We start from the raw sequence: 18,609 nt of genomic DNA on the forward strand, positions 1-18,609 counted from the left end.
ACTTTCTCATATTTTATCAGAAGAGATCGATTGTTTGTTAACAAGATGCAAAAAAAACGACCCTTTTCACGGAACTGTAGAAAAGGGCCAATAAACATTATACTGGATAAACTGGATGTTTTCTGACGCTAAAGGTCATTTCTTTTGTTTCGTAATAGACAAAACGCTGAATAAGTACGTCTCTTAATTCTGATGGTGCGACAATTTCATCTACAATTAGCTCCGAGGCTAGTTTATAAATATCAATATGTTCTTTATACTCTCGTTGTTTTTCTTGGACAAAGGCAATTTTTTCTTTCGGATCTTCAATTTCATTAATTTTATTTGAATAAACCGCATTCACTGCTGCTTCGGGCCCCATTACAGCGATTTGGGCAGTGGGCAAGGCAATACAGCAGTCGGGTTCAAACGCAGGACCTGCCATTGCATAAAGGCCTGCCCCATATGCTTTTCTAACAATGACTGAAATTTTCGGTACAGTTGCTGAGCTCATCGCGGCAATTAATTTAGCACCATGACGAATGATCCCTGCACGTTCTACCTTCGTACCAATCATAAATCCAGGAACATCAGCTAAGAATAATAATGGAATATGAAAGGCGTCGCAAAGCTGGATGAATTTTGCTGCTTTATCTGCAGAATCAACAAACAATACTCCACCTTTAACCTTAGGTTGATTAGCAATAATCCCAACTGCCCTGCCATCGAGTCTAGCCATGCCCGTTATTATTTCCGGTGCAAATAATTTTTTAATCTCATAAAAGCTTTCTTGATCTACTAATCGATCAATACATTCTAGCATATCAAATGGTGCATTTTGATTTTCTGGAATAATTGATTCTAGGTCACGGCCTTCCTTTGCTGCCACTCCAACCCTTCTTTTTGTCTTTTCTTGAAAGCTAGCAGGAAAATAGCTAATATATTTTTGAGCTGATTCGATTGCTTCCTCTTCACTATAGGCCAAAACATCCCCACAGCCACTGATTGAACAGTGCATGCGGGCACCACCCATTTCCTCTAGTGATACCTTTTCACCGATTACCTTTTCAGCCATACGTGGAGAACCTAAATACATGGATGCATTTTGGTCAACCATTATAACTACATCACAAAAAGCCGGGATATAGGCTCCACCCGCTGCTGATGGTCCAAATAGAATACAAACCTGAGGAATCATCCCAGATAGCCTTACTTGATTATAAAAGATTTTCCCAGCTCCACGTCGATTCGGAAACATTTCTAATTGATCCGTGATTCTTGCACCAGCCGAATCAACTAAATAGAACAGGGGCACCTTTAATTTTTCAGCTACTTCTTGGATCCGAATGATTTTCTCTACAGTCCGTGCGCCCCAAGAGCCAGCTTTAATGGTCGAATCGTTGGCCATGGCACATACTGTCTGACCATTTATTTTCCCAATGGCTGTTACAACCCCATCCGCAGGCAGGTCACCTGCCTGACAGTTAGCGAATTTACCATCCTCTTCATATTTTCCTTCATCAAATAATAACGCCAATCGTTCACGAACAAATAGCTTTTTTTGCTCTTTTGCCTTCTCATGATATTTCGGATGGCCACCTGCTTCAATTTTTTTTCTATTCTCATGCAATTGGTCATTTAATGTATTTACCGTTGCCATCATGCTCCTCCTCTAGGAAATTCTATTCTAGAACAATTAAAACATCGCCTTCATTAACGAAATCACCCGCTGTGACCTTTACCTGTTGGACTACTCCTTCAATTCCACTCTCGATTGGTATTTCCATTTTCATGGATTCTAACATGACCACTTCCTGCCCCGGACTTACCTGAGCCCCTGTTCCAACAAAAATATTTAATACTGTACCTGCCATTGATGCTGTGATTTCTTTCATTTTTAACACTCCTTATCCCACTAAGTTTTTCAAAAAGTTGGTTGTATATATTCCTTTTTGGAAGTCATTGCTTCCAAGGATCTTAACGAAAAGTGGTACATTTGTTTTGATTCCTTCAATATTCAATTCGTTAAAAAAGCCCTCTGCCACTTTCAATGCATCTTGTCGTGAGTCTCCATAAAAAATACATTTTGCAATCATTGGGTCATAGTACGGGGTCACCATTCCTCCTTCAGCATATCCAGCGTCAACTCTCACTCCTTCTCCTTCGGGCCAATTCAAAGTAGTAATTTTCCCTGGTGATGGTAAGAACCGAACAGGATCCTCAGCATATACCCTAAATTCAACAGCTGCACCTGTGGAAGTGATTGCTGTTTGTAACAACGGCAATCTCTCCCCACGGGCCACAAGAATTTGCCATTTGACTAAGTCAAGACCCGTGATCAATTCGGTAACAGGATGTTCTACCTGCAAACGTGTATTCATTTCTAAAAAATAAAAATTTTCATTTGGATCAACGATAAATTCAATTGTTCCTGCATTCGTATAATCAACGGCACGTGCTGCTTTAATCGCTGTATCAAATAGTTTCTGTCGAACCTGTTCAGACAAAAATGGCGAAGGAGATTCTTCAATCACCTTTTGATGTCTTCTTTGAATGGAACAATCTCTTTCAAACATATGGATGATGTTCCCCGTACTATCACCAAACACCTGTACTTCCACATGTCGACTATCCTTAATATATTTTTCAATAAAAACTTCACTGGAACCGAAATAAGCGATTGCTCTCGATTTTGTCGAATCATAAGACTTAACGAGCGCTTGCTCATTCTCACAAAGGATCATACCGATTCCACCACCACCCCCACTAGCTTTAAGCATGACAGGGTAACCGATGGTTTCAGCAAGACTGCATGCTTCCTCGACAGTCTGTAAACCTGCTTCGCTCCCAGGAACAACTGGAACCCCTGCCCCCACCATTGTTTGTCGTGAAACAATTTTATCTCCCATTAATTCAATCGTCTCTGGCCTTGGTCCAATAAAGATAATCCCTTGGTCGATTACTTGCTTGGCAAAGGATGCATTTTCTGATAAAAAACCATATCCCGGGTGGATCGCATCTACTTTTTCGTCTATTGCTATTTCCAATATTTTTTCTTTTTGTAAATAGGACTTAGTAACTGGTGGTTCCCCGACACAGATGGCCTTTGTTGCCGCTTTGACAAAAGGCATTTCCTTATCAGCTTCGGAATAAATAGCAATCGTTTCAATCCCCATCTCATGACAGGTTCTAATAATCCGAAGGGCAATTTCTCCTCGATTGGCAATTAAAATTTTTTGCACATCTTTTCCCCTTTCATCCCCCGTTTGATCCCACTTAAATAGGTTTCTACATCATTCTCGGAATTTCCTGCAAATTTTGAAAACGCTTCCGATAGTTATTTGAAGAATTTTTTGTCTTTTTGTTATATACTTATCATAATCCATTTCGAATAATGCAAAAATTATTTCATTTCATGTTATTCAATATCTATTGAATATATACAGGTTTGTAGAGTTATCATTTTCTTAGGGGGTAATGGATGGTGGCAAAAGTGGAGAAACTAAAAATTAACTTTAAAACATTAGAAGAATTTAAAAAGTTTAAGGAATACGGCATCCAGGAGTTGTCGATGCTTGAAGATCTGGAAGCAAATATGATTGATAATGCTAGTGAGTCACCCTTTTATGGTGTATATTTCGGGGACAAACTAGTAGCTCGAATGAGTTTATATCAAATTGATGCAAAATTTGACCGGTATTTCTATCCTCCACAGAATTATTTAGAATTATGGAAGCTTGAGGTATTATCTGGATATCAAGGTAAGGGATTTGGAAAGGAACTTGTAGAATTTGCAAAGAGCTTCGGACTTCCTATCAAAACAAACCCGAGAGTTCAATCAAGTGTTTTTTGGGAAAAGATGGGCTTCTCCAATGTGGAATACGATATGGAGCGTGACCGTGGCGAAAATCCATTAGTATGGTATCCTGAAGGGGTTGAAGCACAATTTAAATAAACAAAATGCGCAATTCTTAAGGTCAAAACAATAAGTTCTCAAAAATAAAAAAAGCGGACAGCGTCCGCTTTTTTTACTTTTCTACTCTTTCTAGATTTCCGTTTTTATCCATTTGAAACTTTACTTTTTGCTGTCTATCTTCATCTTGTAGGACCACCATTTTTCGGGCTCTTTCCATAATTTCAATTAAAGAACGGTAATCTTCCTCAATCGCCTTCAAATTTTTAGACAATCTTTCATTTTCCGCTGCCAAATAATATGTTTTCTTTTCTAACTCTTTAATTTTTTCCAAGGACTCCACCCTATCGTCTACCAAACTCGATGAGGCTTCCACTTGCTGATACAGACTCTCTAGAAAATTGATCACAACCGGAAAGGTGATGTTACTTCCCTGTTCACAACCAGGCGGTGACTGTACATTTTCCACTTTTGCTGGCTCATGGATAAGCTCAGCCTCAACAGGAATATCTTGTTTTTTTAATTCTTTTCGTTGTTTCTTTGCAAGCTCAATACCTGTTTTATATTGCTTTCTGACATATGAATTCCATCGAAAACCACAGGCTGCAGAAGTACGCGATAACTGTTTGCCTACTTCCTCGAATGCCTGCAATTGTGTACCACCTTCGCGGATATGTCTCAGTACAACTTCAGCAAGTAATAAATCCTCATCCTGGGACCATGCATCTTGTCGAGTTGGTGACATCAGTTCATCCCTCCTAGTGTTTTTATAATACATATGCATCTACTAGAAAAGATAGACTTCAGCAAAAGTTGTCTTTTACTCTTTATTCACCATTTTTATTCAAAAACTTGTTTACATAGTGATGATGGGCCTCACTTTCCCATAAGAATGAACAATTTCTAACCTCTTCCTCTATTCTTTCATGCAGCTTCATTTCTTCCCATTTTCTGATCCAAATTTGTTTATAGGCGTGGAGTACACTCACATCCTTCGCTATCATTTTACGAAGAAAATTCTCACCGGCTTCAATAGGATCATTTTCAAAGAGGCCATTAAAAAAACCCACTTTTTTTAAACCTTCAGCTGGTTGCAGCTCTGCCTCCATTAAAATCCTCATGGCACTCGGCGCTGGAAGTTTTTCTGCTAGAATGGAACCCCCACCCCAGCCTGTTGTGATTGCTTGCTGTCCTTGTACAAATCCCGCTTGAATTCCCCTACGCCCCAAACGGAAATCACAGGATATTGCCAGCTCACAACCACCGCCAATTGCTGTTCCATTTAGGAGTGCCACCGTTGGGATAGGTAAGGTAAGTAGTTCATACAGAATAGCAGCCATTTTTGAAAGCATCGGATAGGCCTCTTCCTTTGTATGAAGAGCGTGAAAAACCGACAAATCTCCACCCGAACAAAATGCACGATCGCCTGATCCCGTTATCATCAACGCCTTTATATCCTTATCTCTTGCCATGTCGATCACTTCTGCTAGTCCTTCCATCACCTCATAATTGATGGCGTTTCTTTTTTCACTTCTCATAATCGTAAATAAAAGATAACCCATTTCCTTTTTTACAATTGAATAAGACAATCTCCCTCGTCCCCTTTTCATGGTTTTTACGTTGTCCAATCAAAATTGCAGCAGTCTCATAAAGTAATCTTATGTATGTAAAAGATATATGAAATTTTCTAGAAACGACAAAAGCACAAGGGCATATAGCTCCTTGTGCTTCTTATCCTAATGGAAATTAGTCGTTAACAACTTCTTTTCCTTTGTATGTTCCGCAAGCTTTACATACGCGGTGTGCAAGTTTCATTTCACCACAGTTTGGGCAACTTACCATACCAGGTACGTTTAATTTAAAATGAGTACGGCGCTTTCTTTTTGCAGTTTTAGAAGTTCTTCTAAAAGGTACAGCCATTCTTCCCACCTCCTTAAAGAGTATTAAGAAAGTAATGAAGGCCAGGATTACTGGTTCTTCACTTTGCTTCTTAGATTTGCCGATTATGATTCGGAAGAATTGTTTTCGTCAAAAAACTTTGCAAGTCCTGCTAGTCTCGGATCAATCTTTTTCGATTGGTCTTCTTCATGAATAACTTCCCAATCCTTACCGGATTGCGGGGCCGCTTCTTCAGACTCAACATCTTCGCAAAATACTTGCATTGGAACTTCAAGTAAAAGAATTTCGCGAATGATTGGCATAACATCAATCACATCGCCTTTTACTTGATAAGTTTCCTCTTCAGTTTCATAAACTGAACCTTGAAAGAGGAAAGTTTCAGTTGTTTCGACATTAATTGGAAGTTTAACATCCACTAAAGTACGAGAACAAGGAAGAATTAAATGACCTTCGATTTTTAAATGGAATGTCACTTTCGTTGAATCGATATCTCCCCGACCAGTAATATGCATCGGTGACACTTCGCGGATCGTCGGATCATCTTGCTTAATCTCGTCCACACGAATTGTCTCATCAATCAAAAAATCCTTGTTTCGATATTTTTGTAATTGACTTAATGTCCATTTCAATTGAATCACCCCAAGGCAACAAAGGTAATTATAGCCTTCGATAATATTTTTGTCAATGTTTTTTCTTTACACCTCGTCAGGTGATTTTTTCGCTAAATTGGATCTACTAAAAAAAGAGATTACCATTAATAGTGTATCCAGTTAAGTCTTTTACAAACATCTACAACATCTTAACATAATTATTGATTGATTTCCTTATAATTTTGCTATAATGGGTAATAAATTTCTTAAAAGGAGGCTGTTAATGAAAGCTGTTGGCGTAATTGTCGAATACAATCCTTTTCATAATGGACATGCCTATCATATTGACGTTTCCAAGCAAGCCGCCCAGGCAGATGTTGTTATCGCGGTAATGAGTGGTAATTTTTTACAACGAGGAGAGCCGGCGCTTGTTTCAAAATGGTACCGCACAAAGATGGCGTTATTAAATGGAGTTGATATCGTCTTCGAACTCCCCTATGGCTTCGCTGTACAGAAGGCTGAAACTTTTGCAAAAGGGGCTGTGTCCATATTAGATGCGGCTTGCTGTGAATCCCTTTGTTTTGGAAGTGAAAGCGGCGACATTTCCACTTTTATCCGAACGATTCAATTCTTAGAGGAACAAAAAGTCCCTTTTCAGGAAAATATTTATCATTTCATGAAAACTGGCGTCAGTTATCCAAAAGCGCAATCCCTTGCTTTTCAGCAATTAGGCAATGCCGAAAACTATTTAGACCTAGCTAAACCAAATAATATTCTAGGGCTTGAATACATAAAAGCTATTCTACAAAAAAAGAGTGCACTAAGGCCATTAACAGTCTCACGAAGAAACGCTGACTATCACGATGAGTGTTTTACCTCTGAAACGATTGCAAGTGCGACGAGTATTCGAAAAGCAATTTTCGCACCTAGAAAAGCCACTATAACCATTGAGCCATTTGTCCCTCCGCCCACATCACAATTACTAAGTGAATATCTTCTTCGCTACCAAACCTTTCATTCATGGGAAAATTATTGGAGCTATCTGCAATTTCGGCTTCTCCAATCGAGCCCTGATGAATTAAAAGAAATTTATGAGGTCGAAGAGGGGCTAGAGAACAGATTATTAGCTGCTGCCATAGGGTCATCCAGTTTTCAGGAATTTATGCAAAAAATAAAAACAAAGCGCTATACTTGGACGAGACTTCAAAGGGTATGTGTTCATATTTTAACGAATACCAAAAAAAGTGATATGGCACTCCTTTCTGCAAAAGGAGCCACTTATTTAAGACTTTTAGGAATGAGCACCAAGGGTAAAGAATATTTGAACAAGCGAAAAAAGGAATTCCACCTTCCCGTCGTTTCTAAACTTTCATCATTTAAGGAAAAGGAAATTCAGCTTGACTTGAAGGCTGCCCGAATTTATTCACTTGGGGTTCCAAATTCCGCAAAAAATGATCTGATTAGTCAGGAATTCAAACAGCCACCGATATTTGTTGAGTAAAAAAAGATGGCGCAATGCACCATCTTTTTTACTTCTTATCTGGTAGTTTTTCTAAATATTCAACAGCTTCATCAAAGGTATCGATCGGAATGATTTTCATTTTTGTATGAATATCCTTCGCAGTCTTTTTAGCAACACGATAGTTGGAATCTTTTTTTCCATTCTCATTAGGAGCTAAAAAGTATTCAGCGCCTGCTTTATCTGCAGCCACAATCTTTTGATCGATTCCGCCGATTGGCCCAACCTTTCCAGCTTCATCAATTGTTCCTGTTCCTGCGATCTGATACCCCTTCGTTAAATCCTCACTTGTTAATTGATTATAGATCTCCAATGAAAACATAAGGCCTGCTGACGGACCGCCAATTTCATCCGTCCTCACCTTTACGTTTGGATCTACCTTTATCTCTTTATCATCCACTAGTGAAATTCCTATGCCAATCTTAGTGGGATCCTCTTTAAATGGCTGTAGAGGTAAGGAGACGGTATTGGTTTTTTTATTTCTTGCGTAAGTTAATGTGACCTGATCGCCAACGTGTTTTTTGCCAACATAGTCGATAAATTTTTCTGAAGAAAGAAACTCATGCCCATCTACTTTAAATATTCGATCACCTGCGTGAAGTTTTCCTTCTGCCGGCATTCCCGGAACCACCTGAACAACATAGATCCCGTTATATTTGTAATCAACAGGTAAGTTCGCTTTTTTATATGCAACTTCAATCGCATTTAATTTTGAGCCTGCCATCAAGTGTAACTGCCTTGCATTATATTCTTCCTCAGTTTCTTTGTCATATAAAATCATATCCAATGGATATAGTTCTTCATATTTTCGTATCTTTGCTTCCAAATAAGAATAGATATTTGCCCTCCCCATTCTAACGGTTGTCAACATAAAGTTTCCTTCATCCTTATTGCCACCCTCAACCGTAATAATGGGCCCCAGTTCTTTTGCCATTCCCGGTTTAGATACATAATAGGGCAATGAAAAATACATCCCACCTGCCAGAATAAGGATCAACAAAAGTGAGGATCCAAATAATATTTTTTTACGCATTGCTAATGTTACCCCTTCCACTGTTCAATGACATTTTCTATTTGTTTTAATTGTTTTCTTGTTTCTTCTTTCCCTATAGTAATAATTTCTTCAATGTTAGTGAAAGCACGTGAGCTAAACATTTCAACAGGGGGGCGGATGATCACATCAGCAGAATTGTCCCGGGTATTAATGATTTCTGTTTGCATGATGTCAATACTCTGCATGATAACATCATAAATTGTGGTAATCTCAGCATTCCACTTTACTCTTGAAACATCTACTGCAATCACAATGTCTGCGCCCATATCCTTTGCAACCGAAATCGGAACACGGTCGGTTACACCACCGTCCACTAAAATTCTTCCATTATATTTTTCAGGAACAAAAATTCCCGGTATAGAGATACTTGCTCTTACCGCATCAGCAACAGGTCCGGTTCGAAAAATGACCTTTTCGCCTGTCACTAAATCAGTAGCCACAATTCCTATAGGAATGGAAAGTTCCTCGATGTTCTTCCCGTGAGTAAAAACCTTAATAAATTCCTTAATTTTTTTCCCGGAAATGAGGCCCATTTTAGGAACTGTAAAATCCAAGAAATACTTTCGTTTAAAAGCAGTTGATAATTTATATAACCGCTCTAACTCTATCCCCGCTCCGTAAAAACTCGCTACAAGCGCCCCCATACTACTGCCAGCCATTAGATGAATTGGTATTCCAGCCTCTTTCAATGCCATAATGGCACCTAAATGAGCAAACCCTCGCGCACCACCCGAACCAAGCGCCAAACCTATTTTTGGGTGCCCCATACCAATAACCTCCTACTAAATAATGAATAATGAATAGACCAAATGAGAAATCTCGTTCAATCTTATGGTCTAAATTACCGTTCTATGAGTATATTTGAGTTATATGAGGACAAGGAATCAATACGACTAGTGTGAATAATGTCTATTTTATCATTGATAATATTGATTTGCACAATTTGAGCCATTTGCTTGGAAGGAGGTTCCTTCATTGTTTCGCTCCAAACTAAAGACCATTTTTTTATCCATATTCGTCATTATTTTTGCTGCTTCACTTATTACCTTCCCACAGGAATCATTAGATGCCTCCATTCGCGGCCTTAATATGTGGTGGGAAATTGTCTTTCCTTCGTTGTTACCCTTTTTTATTGTCTCTGAGATGTTGATTGGTTTTGGGGTTGTTACGTTTATCGGGGTACTATTAGAACCCTTCATGAGGCCATTATTTAAGGTACCAGGCGTTGGCGGCTTTGTTTGGGCAATGGGGATGGCATCTGGATTCCCTGCCGGTGCTAAGTTTACGGCAAGATTAAGGGAAGAAGGGCAATTAACTCAAATTGAAGCAGAAAGGCTGGTTTCTTTTACCAATTCATCAAACCCCTTATTTATTTTTGGAGCAGTCTCTGTCGGATTTTTTTACAATGCTCATTTGGGTGTCCTCCTTGCCCTAGCCCATTATTTAGGGAATATTTGCGTTGGTATTATGATGCGGTTTTATGGAAAGGAATCTCCTGACAATGTCGCTAAGAAAAGCAAATTCAAACTTAGATCTGCCTTTTCTGCCCTCCATCAAACAAGATTAAAAGACAAACGCCCAATCGGCAAACTATTAGGTGATGCGGTAAATTCATCAATTCAAACCTTGTTAATGGTAGGCGGCTTTATAATTTTGTTCTCTGTGATTAACAAGCTTCTTTACCATTTACATATTACGGCCATGCTGGCAAAATCGGTTGAAGTATTGTTTTCATCACTATCATTCCCGGAAGTATTAAGCATTCCGTTTATTTCAGGCTTATTTGAGATCACGCTTGGGAGCCAATTAACAAGTCAGATCCAAGATGCAACCTTGTTACAAAAAGCCATGATCACAAGTTTTATCCTTGCTTTTAGCGGATTTAGTGTCCAAGCTCAAGTTGCCAGTATCCTTGCACAGACAGATATTCGTTTTAAACCCTTTTTTATCGCAAGAATCATCCAAGGAATCTTCGCCAGCCTATTTGCCTTCATTTTGTGGAAGCCGATTTACATTCGCTTTAATAGTAATGAACAACCATCCAATGCCCTGCCCGTCAGCTTTTTTGGAGATGGTTCTTGGGCGAATCATTTTTACCATAAAATGATTGAGCTTGGACCACTTATCACCATCTGCTCCCTATTCGTATACATTCTAATTCTGTTTTCTCGATTAAAGAAGAGCTAGACTTTTTCGCCTAGCTCTTCTTACATACTTTGATCATATATTCTCTCAACCAGTGGGAAACAGGCGTTATTCGCAGTTATTGTTTAAACTTTTTGCGCAATTCCTTTTCAACAATAGGTGGAACAAGAGTTGAAATATCACCGTTATATTTCGCTACTTCTTTCACAATACTTGAGCTTAAGAAAGAGTACTGGTTATTGGTCATGATAAAAAAGGTTTCAATATCCTCATTTAATACCCTATTCATTGAGGTAATTTGCATTTCGTACTCAAAGTCAGAGACGGCCCGCAGCCCGCGAATAATAGCACTAGCATTAACAGCCTTTGCATAATCAACTAATAAACCTGAATGTTCATCGACTTTTACATTGGGAAGATCTTTTGTAACAGCATTTATAAGATTAATCCGCTCTTCTACGCTAAATAACGGGTTTTTTGATGAATTGTTCATTACACTCACATAAACCATATCAAATACCTTAGCACCCCTTCTAATGATATCTAAATGGCCATATGTTATTGGATCAAAGCTCCCTGGACAAACAGCTATTCTAGTCAAATTGACTCCCCCTTATTCGTTGCTGATTTTCGAAAAAATCGTCACAGCAATGATCCCATACTTTTCATGTTTTATTCTGTTAAATCTTCCTATCGAATGTGGTAGCTCCACATCAAAACTATGTTCACAGACGACAATTCCATCGGCATTTACTAAATCCTGCTGATCCATTTTCTCCATTAAACTAATTAACTGTTGCTTTTTATATGGTGGATCTAAAAATATGTAATCAAAACAAATCCCTCTTTTTATAAGGGCTTTTAACGCTCGATCTGCATCATTTCGATAAACTTCGCTAGTCTCCTCGAATTTACATGCTTTAATATTTTCTTGGATTACATGGATAGCTTTTGACTCCCGATCAATAAAGATAACCTTCTCTAAGCCTCTACTAAGTGCCTCCAAGCCTAATCCGCCGCTGCCAGCAAATAGATCCAAGCCTATTCCACCATCAAAATAAGGACCAATCATATTAAATAAAGCTTCTTTTACTTTATCTGTTGTCGGACGGGTTGTATTTCCTGGAACAGCCTTAAGGGGTCTTCCTTTACATATACCTGAAACCACTCTCACGAACAAATCACCACATTTTTTTGGAAATAATTTTTCTTAATACATCCTACCATAATTTATAAATGAGAGACAATCTGTTCTGATGATCTTTTCTTCTGTTTTATTTTCCATTTTGAAAATTTATAAAAAAGACGTATAAGCTTTTGGGTTGTGGAAATAATGTAATTAACAACATCAATTCGAGGATGTTGTTGCCAACCGCGGAGAAGACTTACGTTTCCCCATAAGTTCTTCCTCCGGTTTCTCCTCTCCCTTTGCCTTCTATCCTTTATGAGGATGTAGAAGGACCCTGCAGAATATTCTGCAGGGTTTTTTTTATGTATTATTTGATTAAATAGTGTTAAAGTAGTTAGGAATGATCGCATAATAAAGGAGCGTTTTTTAATTGATGCAACGTTTTATTGAACTAGGAGAAGGTTATTCAGATCTTTATGAACTACTTGAACTTGCTAGGTCCAATCAACACCGACTTCAGCATATGATTGCTCTTCATACAATAATAGACTCAAAAGAACACACTTCATTAGTAGTAGTTCTAAAACCAACAAATCCAGGAAAGTTCCAAGCGCTGTACATTTGTCGTGAAGGTATTCCAAATCCAAATGCAATCCCTAATAAGCGGTTTGAGCTCTTTTCCCAAATGGCCAATGATCTAGGCAAACAAATAATTGAATTATCGGTGAAGCCGTCAACCATTTTTCATGAAAAGCAACTATATTATCAATATCTAATTGGCATTTTAAGATTAAATCACTATTTATTGCCACTACAATAAAAGGCGAGGGATTCAGTACCCTCACCTTTTTATATACCCATTTTATAATCATATTCCTTCGCTTTATCTGGAGCTGAATTTTCATACTCCATTCTTAAATATGGCTTATACGAAGGTTCTACCTTCTTGACAAATGAAAAAGAATTTAACTTTCCCATTATCCCCTCTACTTCTTCTTGATTACAATACAATACGACATATTTCAGCTTTTTTGAAACATAGTGCACATTTCCAAATCGTCTTAGCATTTTAGCTTGTTTTAGAGAGTAAAGCCAAACAACTAAACCTTGTCTTTGAACAAACATACTTTTTTCCCCTTCAGCAAAACCATCATTTTACATAAGTCTAGCACATTAAAACTGTCTATTTCAATTCAAACTTTGTTCACTACCGACATAATATACGATTATGGTGATTTATATGGATTTAGAACCAAACTGGATTACTTTGCAATCGGCTTTCTCCATTCTGGAACATAAAAAAACCAGCTTGAGGTAAGCTGATTTTTTCACCCACATCCACAGCTGCCACCGCCACCACAGCCTGACCCATGGCCACTATCAAAGAAGGGATTCCCTGTTGGCACCTTGATATGTTCTGAAACTGAGCTGCCAATCATGATGCTAATCTCGTCCAAGAGACTTTGCAAATCATTTTCTGCCAACTTGAATTCAGCAACAAGCGGGTCTAAATCCATTTCCCTTTTATATTCGCGGATTTGGAGCATGACCCTTTTATAATCAGGGTGATATTTTCCGAAGCGTTGAACCTCATCAAAAAGTTCCTTTAGGTTGACAAATTGGTTGATTTTCCGCTGTGTTTCCTTGTTATTTTGCATTTTATATAAACAGATTTGGTATTGTTCGACTATTTCTGAATCTAATACCATCCTAGCTAAGCCTTCAGCATTCTCCACTAACTCAATTCTTTCTAACGTAGCAAGCACTTACGCCCACCTCCAATGACATTTTACCATGAAATCAGGTGGAAAGCGAAAGTTTCACTTTATCTAGGGATATTTACCATAAATTCCTTCGCTAATCCGTAAGACTCATTCTCGAGATTCACCATTTCAAGTTTTAATTTATGGCTCCCTGGTGAAAGACCTTTAATGATAAACGCTGCTGAAGAAACCTCTGATTTTCTCTTTCCATCCACCCAGACAACTAGTTTACCGACTTTCTTCTGTGACCGATCTGATTCTCGAAAGCTGATCCCATTTACAATACATTCAACCAAAACTTGATTCCCCTTTATTTCATGCTGTACAAAAAGAGAAGGAATTGCTGGTGTATCTTGTGAATAGACCGAGACAATATCATCCTGCAAAAAACTCATTTTATGTGGGAGAATTCTCGGTTTCGTATTTGATTCAAGAAAATCCTGCTGACATCCTCCCATGATTACCATTAATTGAAAGAGAAGAATATATAGTGGTATGAGCCTTTTCAAACCCCATCACTCCTTTATGCTGTATTGTACACCTCCTTATTATTTTTTAGTCATCCTCCAAAAATAAGACCACATATAGTCAATGTGGTCGTTTGTTAATTTTGAGTTTTCATCGCTTGAAACATATGATACATCATTGATGCCATTTGGACACTATTAGAAAACTTTTCAACATGATCAGGAATAGTCTTCTTATAGTAATGTAGTGATGCAATCTCTAAATTTTGTAAATCATATGGATTTCTTGATAGCTTCCGGTACCATTGAGGCTGTTCTCGAACAAATTTTTTAAGATCCTTTTGCCGTTCTAAATATTCAAGTACATCTCTTCTCATTAGTTGACCGTTCCCTTCAGTTAATCTTTCCGAAATGAAAATGGATGCTTTGGTCCTTCTTGTTGCGGACCAATTGAGGTATTATTAGTACCACCTTGAAATTGTGAAATAACACCTTGGATTGCTCCCAAGGCCTGGCTTATGTTATTAATGTGGTTTTGCATTTGACTAGGGTCCATTTTTTTGACCATACCCATAACATTAGACATCCATTCTCCCTTGGAATCAGTAGCTAGATTTGGTTCTGAAGCATTGTCTTCTGTGCCTTGGGATTCCCACCGTTGATCCTCTTCCCCTAATAAGTACCAATCCTCATATAACTCCTGCCAGGTTGCTTTTCCATTTCGAACCTCTTTAATAATATTCGGATGATTTTTAACAAACTCTTTAAATTGGAGCACGGAAGGATGCAATTTTTTTTGCGTCATTTTTATCACCTCTGCCCATATTGATCGCCAATAATACAATATGTAGGAAAAGATGAAATGTGAAAAATCAAATAAGCTGAAATTATTTATTAATATGCAACTAAGTGGTAAGATGTCTTCATAATACTTACCGGCTGCATGCTTTTACTTACAATGAAGAAAGAGGTTTATGTATGAAAGAAGAATTACGTCAATTATTAGAATCATGTCTTGAAAACGGTTCAGAAACAGACTTACTTGTTATTGAAAGCCTTTTAGAGGGCGTCAAAAAAAAGATTAGTCGAAATAGGAACACTTTTATTGATGGAATCCTACACATGGAACCAAGGTTTGACCAAAATTCCTGTGAAATTACGATTCCAATTAATCCTGTTGTTAAAAACAATCTGGATATCGTTCACGGTGGAATTACGGCCACAGTTCTCGACACCACTATGGGGGTATTAGCTAATAAACAGCTGCCAGAAGGTTATGGAGCAGTTACAAACCAACTAAACATTCATTATATTGCTCCGGGAATCGGGGAGACGCTTCGCTGTAAATCCGAAATTATTCATAAAGGAAGCCAAACACTGGTTGTTTCTGGGGAGGCTTATCGAAGTGATGGAAAAAAAATCGCCTATGCAACAGGTACTTTTTTTATTATAAAGAAAGCATAATAGGGACACTCAAATGGTTACCGCCGTTGTGGTCCCAGTCATTTGTCTATATTTTTTTTGGCGGACAAAAAGAGAGATGAAAGAGCAAGACATTAAATGGCTAGCTACCGGCCATGTTCGCCCGGAAGCAATTGTTAGAGGTAAAGTAAAAAGTATTATCGAAGAAAAGCAACGGTTTTATTATCACCGTTACATCTATATTCAAACATTGGAGCTGCAAAGCTCCACCAAAATTATCACAGCTAAAAAGATTACCCCGCTTACGAAGGACTTTAAATTAGTCTCTTTCACTATAGGTGATGTTATTCATGCCTACGGAGGCTGGGAAGGTAATACATTTTTATTTAGCCAATATGAAAGTGAAAAAAGGTGATATGATTCACCTTTTTTCACTTCCTATATGCTATTATCCGCTCCCCATCTACAGTCGAAGCACACGCACTTGACTATCCTCTATTGTTCCACTTTTTGGATGAAGTTTTGGGTATAATACTTTTGATATACCCCAACCCCGAGATGGGTGTAATCTTTGTTTAATAATGATTCTCGATGTCCTTTACTATTTAGCCAGCCTTCAATAACAGCAGGACCATCCGAATAATTTGCTGCTATATTTTCCCCCGCTGCCTGATAGACGATCTTCGCCGTCTTTAGCCGATTGGCAAGGTCTCCAAATTTTTTGGATGTATGAGAAAAGTCATCATTTTCCGCCATATCTCTACTATGGCCGTAGGCGGCCTCCGAAGTCATTTGATCCCACTCTAACGGTTTTAATTTGTGCCTTACTCGTAAAACATTAGTTAGATCAAAAATCTCCTTTTCTGTACTATGCTCGATAATCAACATCTTTTCTTCGTCAATAACAGGGGGTTCAATGAGCTCTCCACTATAACTAAGTTCATATGGTTTTTGCTTAACCAATGTTTCAGCATCAAGGAAACGAATACTCGAGAGGTTGCCAGTAAACTTATCAATATAGAGTTGAACATAAATATCTCCCAATCGAACCATGGGACGCAGATTTAAATCCGTATCATTTAGCTCGAATTGATAGGAATTCCCATTTAATTCAAGATTAATATTGGTATCAAAAAATTGCGTATTAAATATTTCCTCTACCGGTTGTCCAATTTCAAATGGTGCAACATCAAGGGTTTCTCCAATCGCAAAAATGGTCACAACTCGTTTATTTTCTACCCCAACCTGCAAATATTGATCATAGCTCTGATTATAAATATACCATTGATAGCCATATAAGGATTCATCAATTCTAACGGGGGCTCCGAGTTCCTTTTCAAGGTTAGCCACGTCTTGTCCTATTAATAGAGCTAAACCTTCTTTTGGTTTATCTAACGAGGTGGATTGATTATCAGTACCTTTCGGCAATGGTTGTTCCATTTCCAAGGTATGATCTTCCTTGATTAATACATTATTATCACCTTTGTCATTGGTACTTACATAAAAGCCAATGGTGAGGAAGACTACAGAAAGGATCAATATTCTCATAAGGTTTCGCAGAGGCATTCACCCTCTCTATTACTTTTTCTATCATTATATGTATTGATAAAATAATTATATCATTAATATCTTGAATAGTAATAGACATTATCAAAAATGTCTGATAAATACACTATTTATAAATAAAACAGGTACAATCTGTACCTGTTTTAAGAGAAGAATTTCAATATTTAAATAATATTATTAATTTTGTGCTCCATCAAAGGTTTGCTCTGAGATTTCCGTGAGCGCCTCTTTTGCTTGGTTGTCAGTCATATCATGAATAGCAAAATCACCAAGTGACACAATCCCAATTAGCTCTCCATTCTCCACCACAGGCAATCGGCGAATTTTATGTTCCGCCATTAGCGTTGCAGCTTCTTTACTAGAGGCGTCAGGATTTATTGATACAAGCTCGTTAGTCATGATATCCTCTACCTTAGTGGAACCGGGATGCTTTTCCGCCACTCCCCTTACGACAATATCTCGGTCTGTTATCATTCCAACAATTTTTTCCTGATCGACAATGGGGATGGCTCCAACATTTAGTTCCTTCATTTTAACGGCAACTTCAAACATATTATCTAATAATGTACAGCACTCTACATCATCTGTCATTATATCACGGATTTTTTCCATACTATTTGCCTCCAAGCTTTTTTAATTAGCTAACAACTATAAGCTTTTACCAATTAAGATTGATTTATTCGATTGAATCTATCCATTGCAAGTTGGAACATTTTCAACTATTATTAAAATGAATTATACTTGCTGTAATACCAATATAGTAAACATAGGGGTAAGGCAATCGTTTTCAGGAGGGATTTAGGATGAAATTCGAGAATACTGGAATTGACAACTTAAAAGCAGATTTAAATCGACTTGATGATGTCATGAATGAACACGGTTTAGTTCGAGCAGGTCAATGGGATTATGATCGTGTTACATATGATCGTAAATTCGATTTAAAAGAAGGGGTATTTTATTTACGTGTTCAAGGTTATGCGGTTGAAGGTGACGTCGATACTTTTAAGGCGACCATTCAATTGTTAACACCGCTTTTAGGTAAACATTATTATCCACATGGCGTTGAGTATGGTGAAGGCGAGAACTTCCCTAGCTCGCTTGTGAATCAATGTAAAAAGATCCTTGAAAAAGTAACTGAAGAAGTAAGTACATTTGCTTTGTAA

General features: G+C 37.9%; 25 protein-coding genes. 7 read left to right on the plus strand and 18 right to left on the minus strand.

Annotated features, from left to right (window positions below; all coding sequences use genetic code 11):
• Nucleotides 1-97 precede the first annotated feature (97 nt).
• The 3 genes from TY15_RS03165 to TY15_RS03175 are packed head-to-tail and all read right to left on the minus strand — an operon-like array spanning nt 98 to nt 3,221.
• The gene (locus tag TY15_RS03165; RefSeq protein ID WP_042374057.1) at nt 98-1,639 is read right to left on the minus strand and encodes an acyl-CoA carboxylase subunit beta; all 1,542 of its coding nucleotides are present in this window, start codon (nt 1,637-1,639) and stop codon (nt 98-100) included.
• 22 nt (nt 1,640-1,661) lie between these two features.
• Nucleotides 1,662-1,874, minus strand: coding sequence for an acetyl-CoA carboxylase biotin carboxyl carrier protein subunit (locus TY15_RS03170; RefSeq protein ID WP_040204806.1), 213 nt, complete (start codon nt 1,872-1,874; stop codon nt 1,662-1,664).
• A gap of 12 nt (nt 1,875-1,886) precedes the next feature.
• Nucleotides 1,887-3,221 (minus strand): acetyl-CoA carboxylase biotin carboxylase subunit, encoded by a 1,335-nt coding sequence (locus TY15_RS03175; protein WP_040204804.1) that lies wholly within the window; start codon nt 3,219-3,221, stop codon nt 1,887-1,889.
• 239 nt (nt 3,222-3,460) lie between these two features.
• Here TY15_RS03175 and TY15_RS03180 point away from each other — a divergent pair, with 239 nt between their 5' ends.
• Nucleotides 3,461-3,934, plus strand: a complete 474-nt coding sequence (locus TY15_RS03180; protein WP_040204803.1) for an N-acetyltransferase — start codon at nt 3,461-3,463, stop codon at nt 3,932-3,934.
• 73 nt (nt 3,935-4,007) lie between these two features.
• Here TY15_RS03180 and TY15_RS03185 read toward each other — a convergent pair whose 3' ends face one another.
• The 4 genes from TY15_RS03185 to TY15_RS03200 form a co-directional block, all read right to left on the minus strand.
• Entirely contained in the window at nt 4,008-4,637 is a 630-nt protein-coding gene (locus TY15_RS03185; RefSeq protein ID WP_040204802.1) for an RsfA family transcriptional regulator, read from the minus strand.
• Between the two features lie 82 nt (nt 4,638-4,719).
• On the minus strand, nt 4,720-5,481 hold the full coding sequence (locus tag TY15_RS03190; protein WP_244440876.1) for an enoyl-CoA hydratase/isomerase family protein: 762 nt from the start codon (nt 5,479-5,481) through the stop codon (nt 4,720-4,722).
• A 157-nt stretch (nt 5,482-5,638) separates the two neighbouring features.
• The gene (rpmF, locus tag TY15_RS03195; RefSeq protein WP_040204800.1) at nt 5,639-5,812 is read right to left on the minus strand and encodes a 50S ribosomal protein L32; all 174 of its coding nucleotides are present in this window, start codon (nt 5,810-5,812) and stop codon (nt 5,639-5,641) included.
• A gap of 83 nt (nt 5,813-5,895) precedes the next feature.
• The gene (locus tag TY15_RS03200) at nt 5,896-6,420 is read right to left on the minus strand and encodes a YceD family protein (protein ID WP_040204799.1); all 525 of its coding nucleotides are present in this window, start codon (nt 6,418-6,420) and stop codon (nt 5,896-5,898) included.
• A 244-nt stretch (nt 6,421-6,664) separates the two neighbouring features.
• Here TY15_RS03200 and TY15_RS03205 point away from each other — a divergent pair, with 244 nt between their 5' ends.
• Nucleotides 6,665-7,882: a nucleotidyltransferase gene (locus TY15_RS03205; protein WP_042374060.1), complete on the plus strand. Its 1,218-nt coding sequence runs from the start codon at nt 6,665-6,667 to the stop codon at nt 7,880-7,882.
• Between the two features lie 28 nt (nt 7,883-7,910).
• Here the strand turns inward: TY15_RS03205 and TY15_RS03210 are convergent, their stop codons facing one another.
• Together TY15_RS03210 and TY15_RS03215 are read right to left on the minus strand one after the other, a co-directional pair.
• Entirely contained in the window at nt 7,911-8,933 is a 1,023-nt protein-coding gene (locus tag TY15_RS03210; protein ID WP_040204798.1) for a SepM family pheromone-processing serine protease, read from the minus strand.
• Nucleotides 8,934-8,941: 8 nt separating this feature from the next.
• Nucleotides 8,942-9,721, minus strand: coding sequence for a patatin-like phospholipase family protein (locus tag TY15_RS03215; RefSeq protein WP_040204797.1), 780 nt, complete (start codon nt 9,719-9,721; stop codon nt 8,942-8,944).
• A gap of 208 nt (nt 9,722-9,929) precedes the next feature.
• Here TY15_RS03215 and ylbJ point away from each other — a divergent pair, with 208 nt between their 5' ends.
• Complete coding sequence (ylbJ, locus tag TY15_RS03220; protein ID WP_040204796.1) at nt 9,930-11,141, plus strand: sporulation integral membrane protein YlbJ; 1,212 nt, start codon at nt 9,930-9,932, stop codon at nt 11,139-11,141.
• A 76-nt stretch (nt 11,142-11,217) separates the two neighbouring features.
• Here ylbJ and coaD read toward each other — a convergent pair whose 3' ends face one another.
• Together coaD and rsmD are read right to left on the minus strand one after the other, a co-directional pair.
• Nucleotides 11,218-11,700, minus strand: coding sequence for a pantetheine-phosphate adenylyltransferase (gene coaD / locus TY15_RS03225; RefSeq protein WP_040204795.1), 483 nt, complete (start codon nt 11,698-11,700; stop codon nt 11,218-11,220).
• Nucleotides 11,701-11,712: 12 nt separating this feature from the next.
• Nucleotides 11,713-12,273 carry a 16S rRNA (guanine(966)-N(2))-methyltransferase RsmD gene (rsmD, locus tag TY15_RS03230; RefSeq protein ID WP_040204794.1) on the minus strand — a complete coding sequence of 187 codons (561 nt, stop codon included), beginning with the start codon at nt 12,271-12,273 and terminating at the stop codon, nt 11,713-11,715.
• 385 nt (nt 12,274-12,658) lie between these two features.
• Here rsmD and TY15_RS03235 point away from each other — a divergent pair, with 385 nt between their 5' ends.
• Nucleotides 12,659-13,048, plus strand: coding sequence for a DUF7147 family protein (locus TY15_RS03235; RefSeq protein ID WP_040204793.1), 390 nt, complete (start codon nt 12,659-12,661; stop codon nt 13,046-13,048).
• 29 nt (nt 13,049-13,077) lie between these two features.
• Here the strand turns inward: TY15_RS03235 and TY15_RS03240 are convergent, their stop codons facing one another.
• The 5 genes from TY15_RS03240 to TY15_RS03260 all read right to left on the minus strand — a co-directional run bounded on the left by TY15_RS03240 (nt 13,078) and on the right by TY15_RS03260 (nt 15,263).
• Nucleotides 13,078-13,353 carry a YlbG family protein gene (locus TY15_RS03240; RefSeq protein WP_040204792.1) on the minus strand — a complete coding sequence of 92 codons (276 nt, stop codon included), beginning with the start codon at nt 13,351-13,353 and terminating at the stop codon, nt 13,078-13,080.
• A 203-nt stretch (nt 13,354-13,556) separates the two neighbouring features.
• Nucleotides 13,557-13,994 (minus strand): YlbF/YmcA family competence regulator, encoded by a 438-nt coding sequence (locus tag TY15_RS03245; protein ID WP_040204790.1) that lies wholly within the window; start codon nt 13,992-13,994, stop codon nt 13,557-13,559.
• Between the two features lie 59 nt (nt 13,995-14,053).
• Nucleotides 14,054-14,500: a hypothetical protein gene (locus TY15_RS03250; protein WP_040204789.1), complete on the minus strand. Its 447-nt coding sequence runs from the start codon at nt 14,498-14,500 to the stop codon at nt 14,054-14,056.
• A 95-nt stretch (nt 14,501-14,595) separates the two neighbouring features.
• Nucleotides 14,596-14,835: a YlbE-like family protein gene (locus TY15_RS03255; RefSeq protein ID WP_040204788.1), complete on the minus strand. Its 240-nt coding sequence runs from the start codon at nt 14,833-14,835 to the stop codon at nt 14,596-14,598.
• A 20-nt stretch (nt 14,836-14,855) separates the two neighbouring features.
• Complete coding sequence (locus TY15_RS03260) at nt 14,856-15,263, minus strand: YlbD family protein (RefSeq protein WP_040204787.1); 408 nt, start codon at nt 15,261-15,263, stop codon at nt 14,856-14,858.
• A gap of 173 nt (nt 15,264-15,436) precedes the next feature.
• Here TY15_RS03260 and TY15_RS03265 point away from each other — a divergent pair, with 173 nt between their 5' ends.
• Nucleotides 15,437-15,922, plus strand: a complete 486-nt coding sequence (locus tag TY15_RS03265) for a PaaI family thioesterase (protein WP_040204786.1) — start codon at nt 15,437-15,439, stop codon at nt 15,920-15,922.
• Between the two features lie 13 nt (nt 15,923-15,935).
• Nucleotides 15,936-16,295, plus strand: a complete 360-nt coding sequence (locus TY15_RS03270; protein WP_040204785.1) for a hypothetical protein — start codon at nt 15,936-15,938, stop codon at nt 16,293-16,295.
• Between the two features lie 80 nt (nt 16,296-16,375).
• Here the strand turns inward: TY15_RS03270 and TY15_RS03275 are convergent, their stop codons facing one another.
• Both TY15_RS03275 and TY15_RS03280 read right to left on the minus strand, forming a co-directional pair.
• A complete protein-coding gene (locus tag TY15_RS03275; protein WP_040204784.1) occupies nt 16,376-17,446 on the minus strand; it encodes a CAP domain-containing protein in 1,071 nt (356 codons plus the stop codon).
• A gap of 177 nt (nt 17,447-17,623) precedes the next feature.
• Nucleotides 17,624-18,058, minus strand: coding sequence for a CBS domain-containing protein (locus tag TY15_RS03280; protein WP_040204783.1), 435 nt, complete (start codon nt 18,056-18,058; stop codon nt 17,624-17,626).
• Nucleotides 18,059-18,249: 191 nt separating this feature from the next.
• On the opposite strand from TY15_RS03280, the gene TY15_RS03285 reads away from it, so the two are divergent.
• Nucleotides 18,250-18,609 (plus strand): YugN family protein, encoded by a 360-nt coding sequence (locus tag TY15_RS03285; RefSeq protein WP_040204781.1) that lies wholly within the window; start codon nt 18,250-18,252, stop codon nt 18,607-18,609.

The sequence above is a fragment of the Neobacillus jeddahensis genome (assembly GCF_000612625.1).
Lineage (GTDB): Bacteria > Bacillota > Bacilli > Bacillales > Cytobacillaceae > Neobacillus > Neobacillus jeddahensis.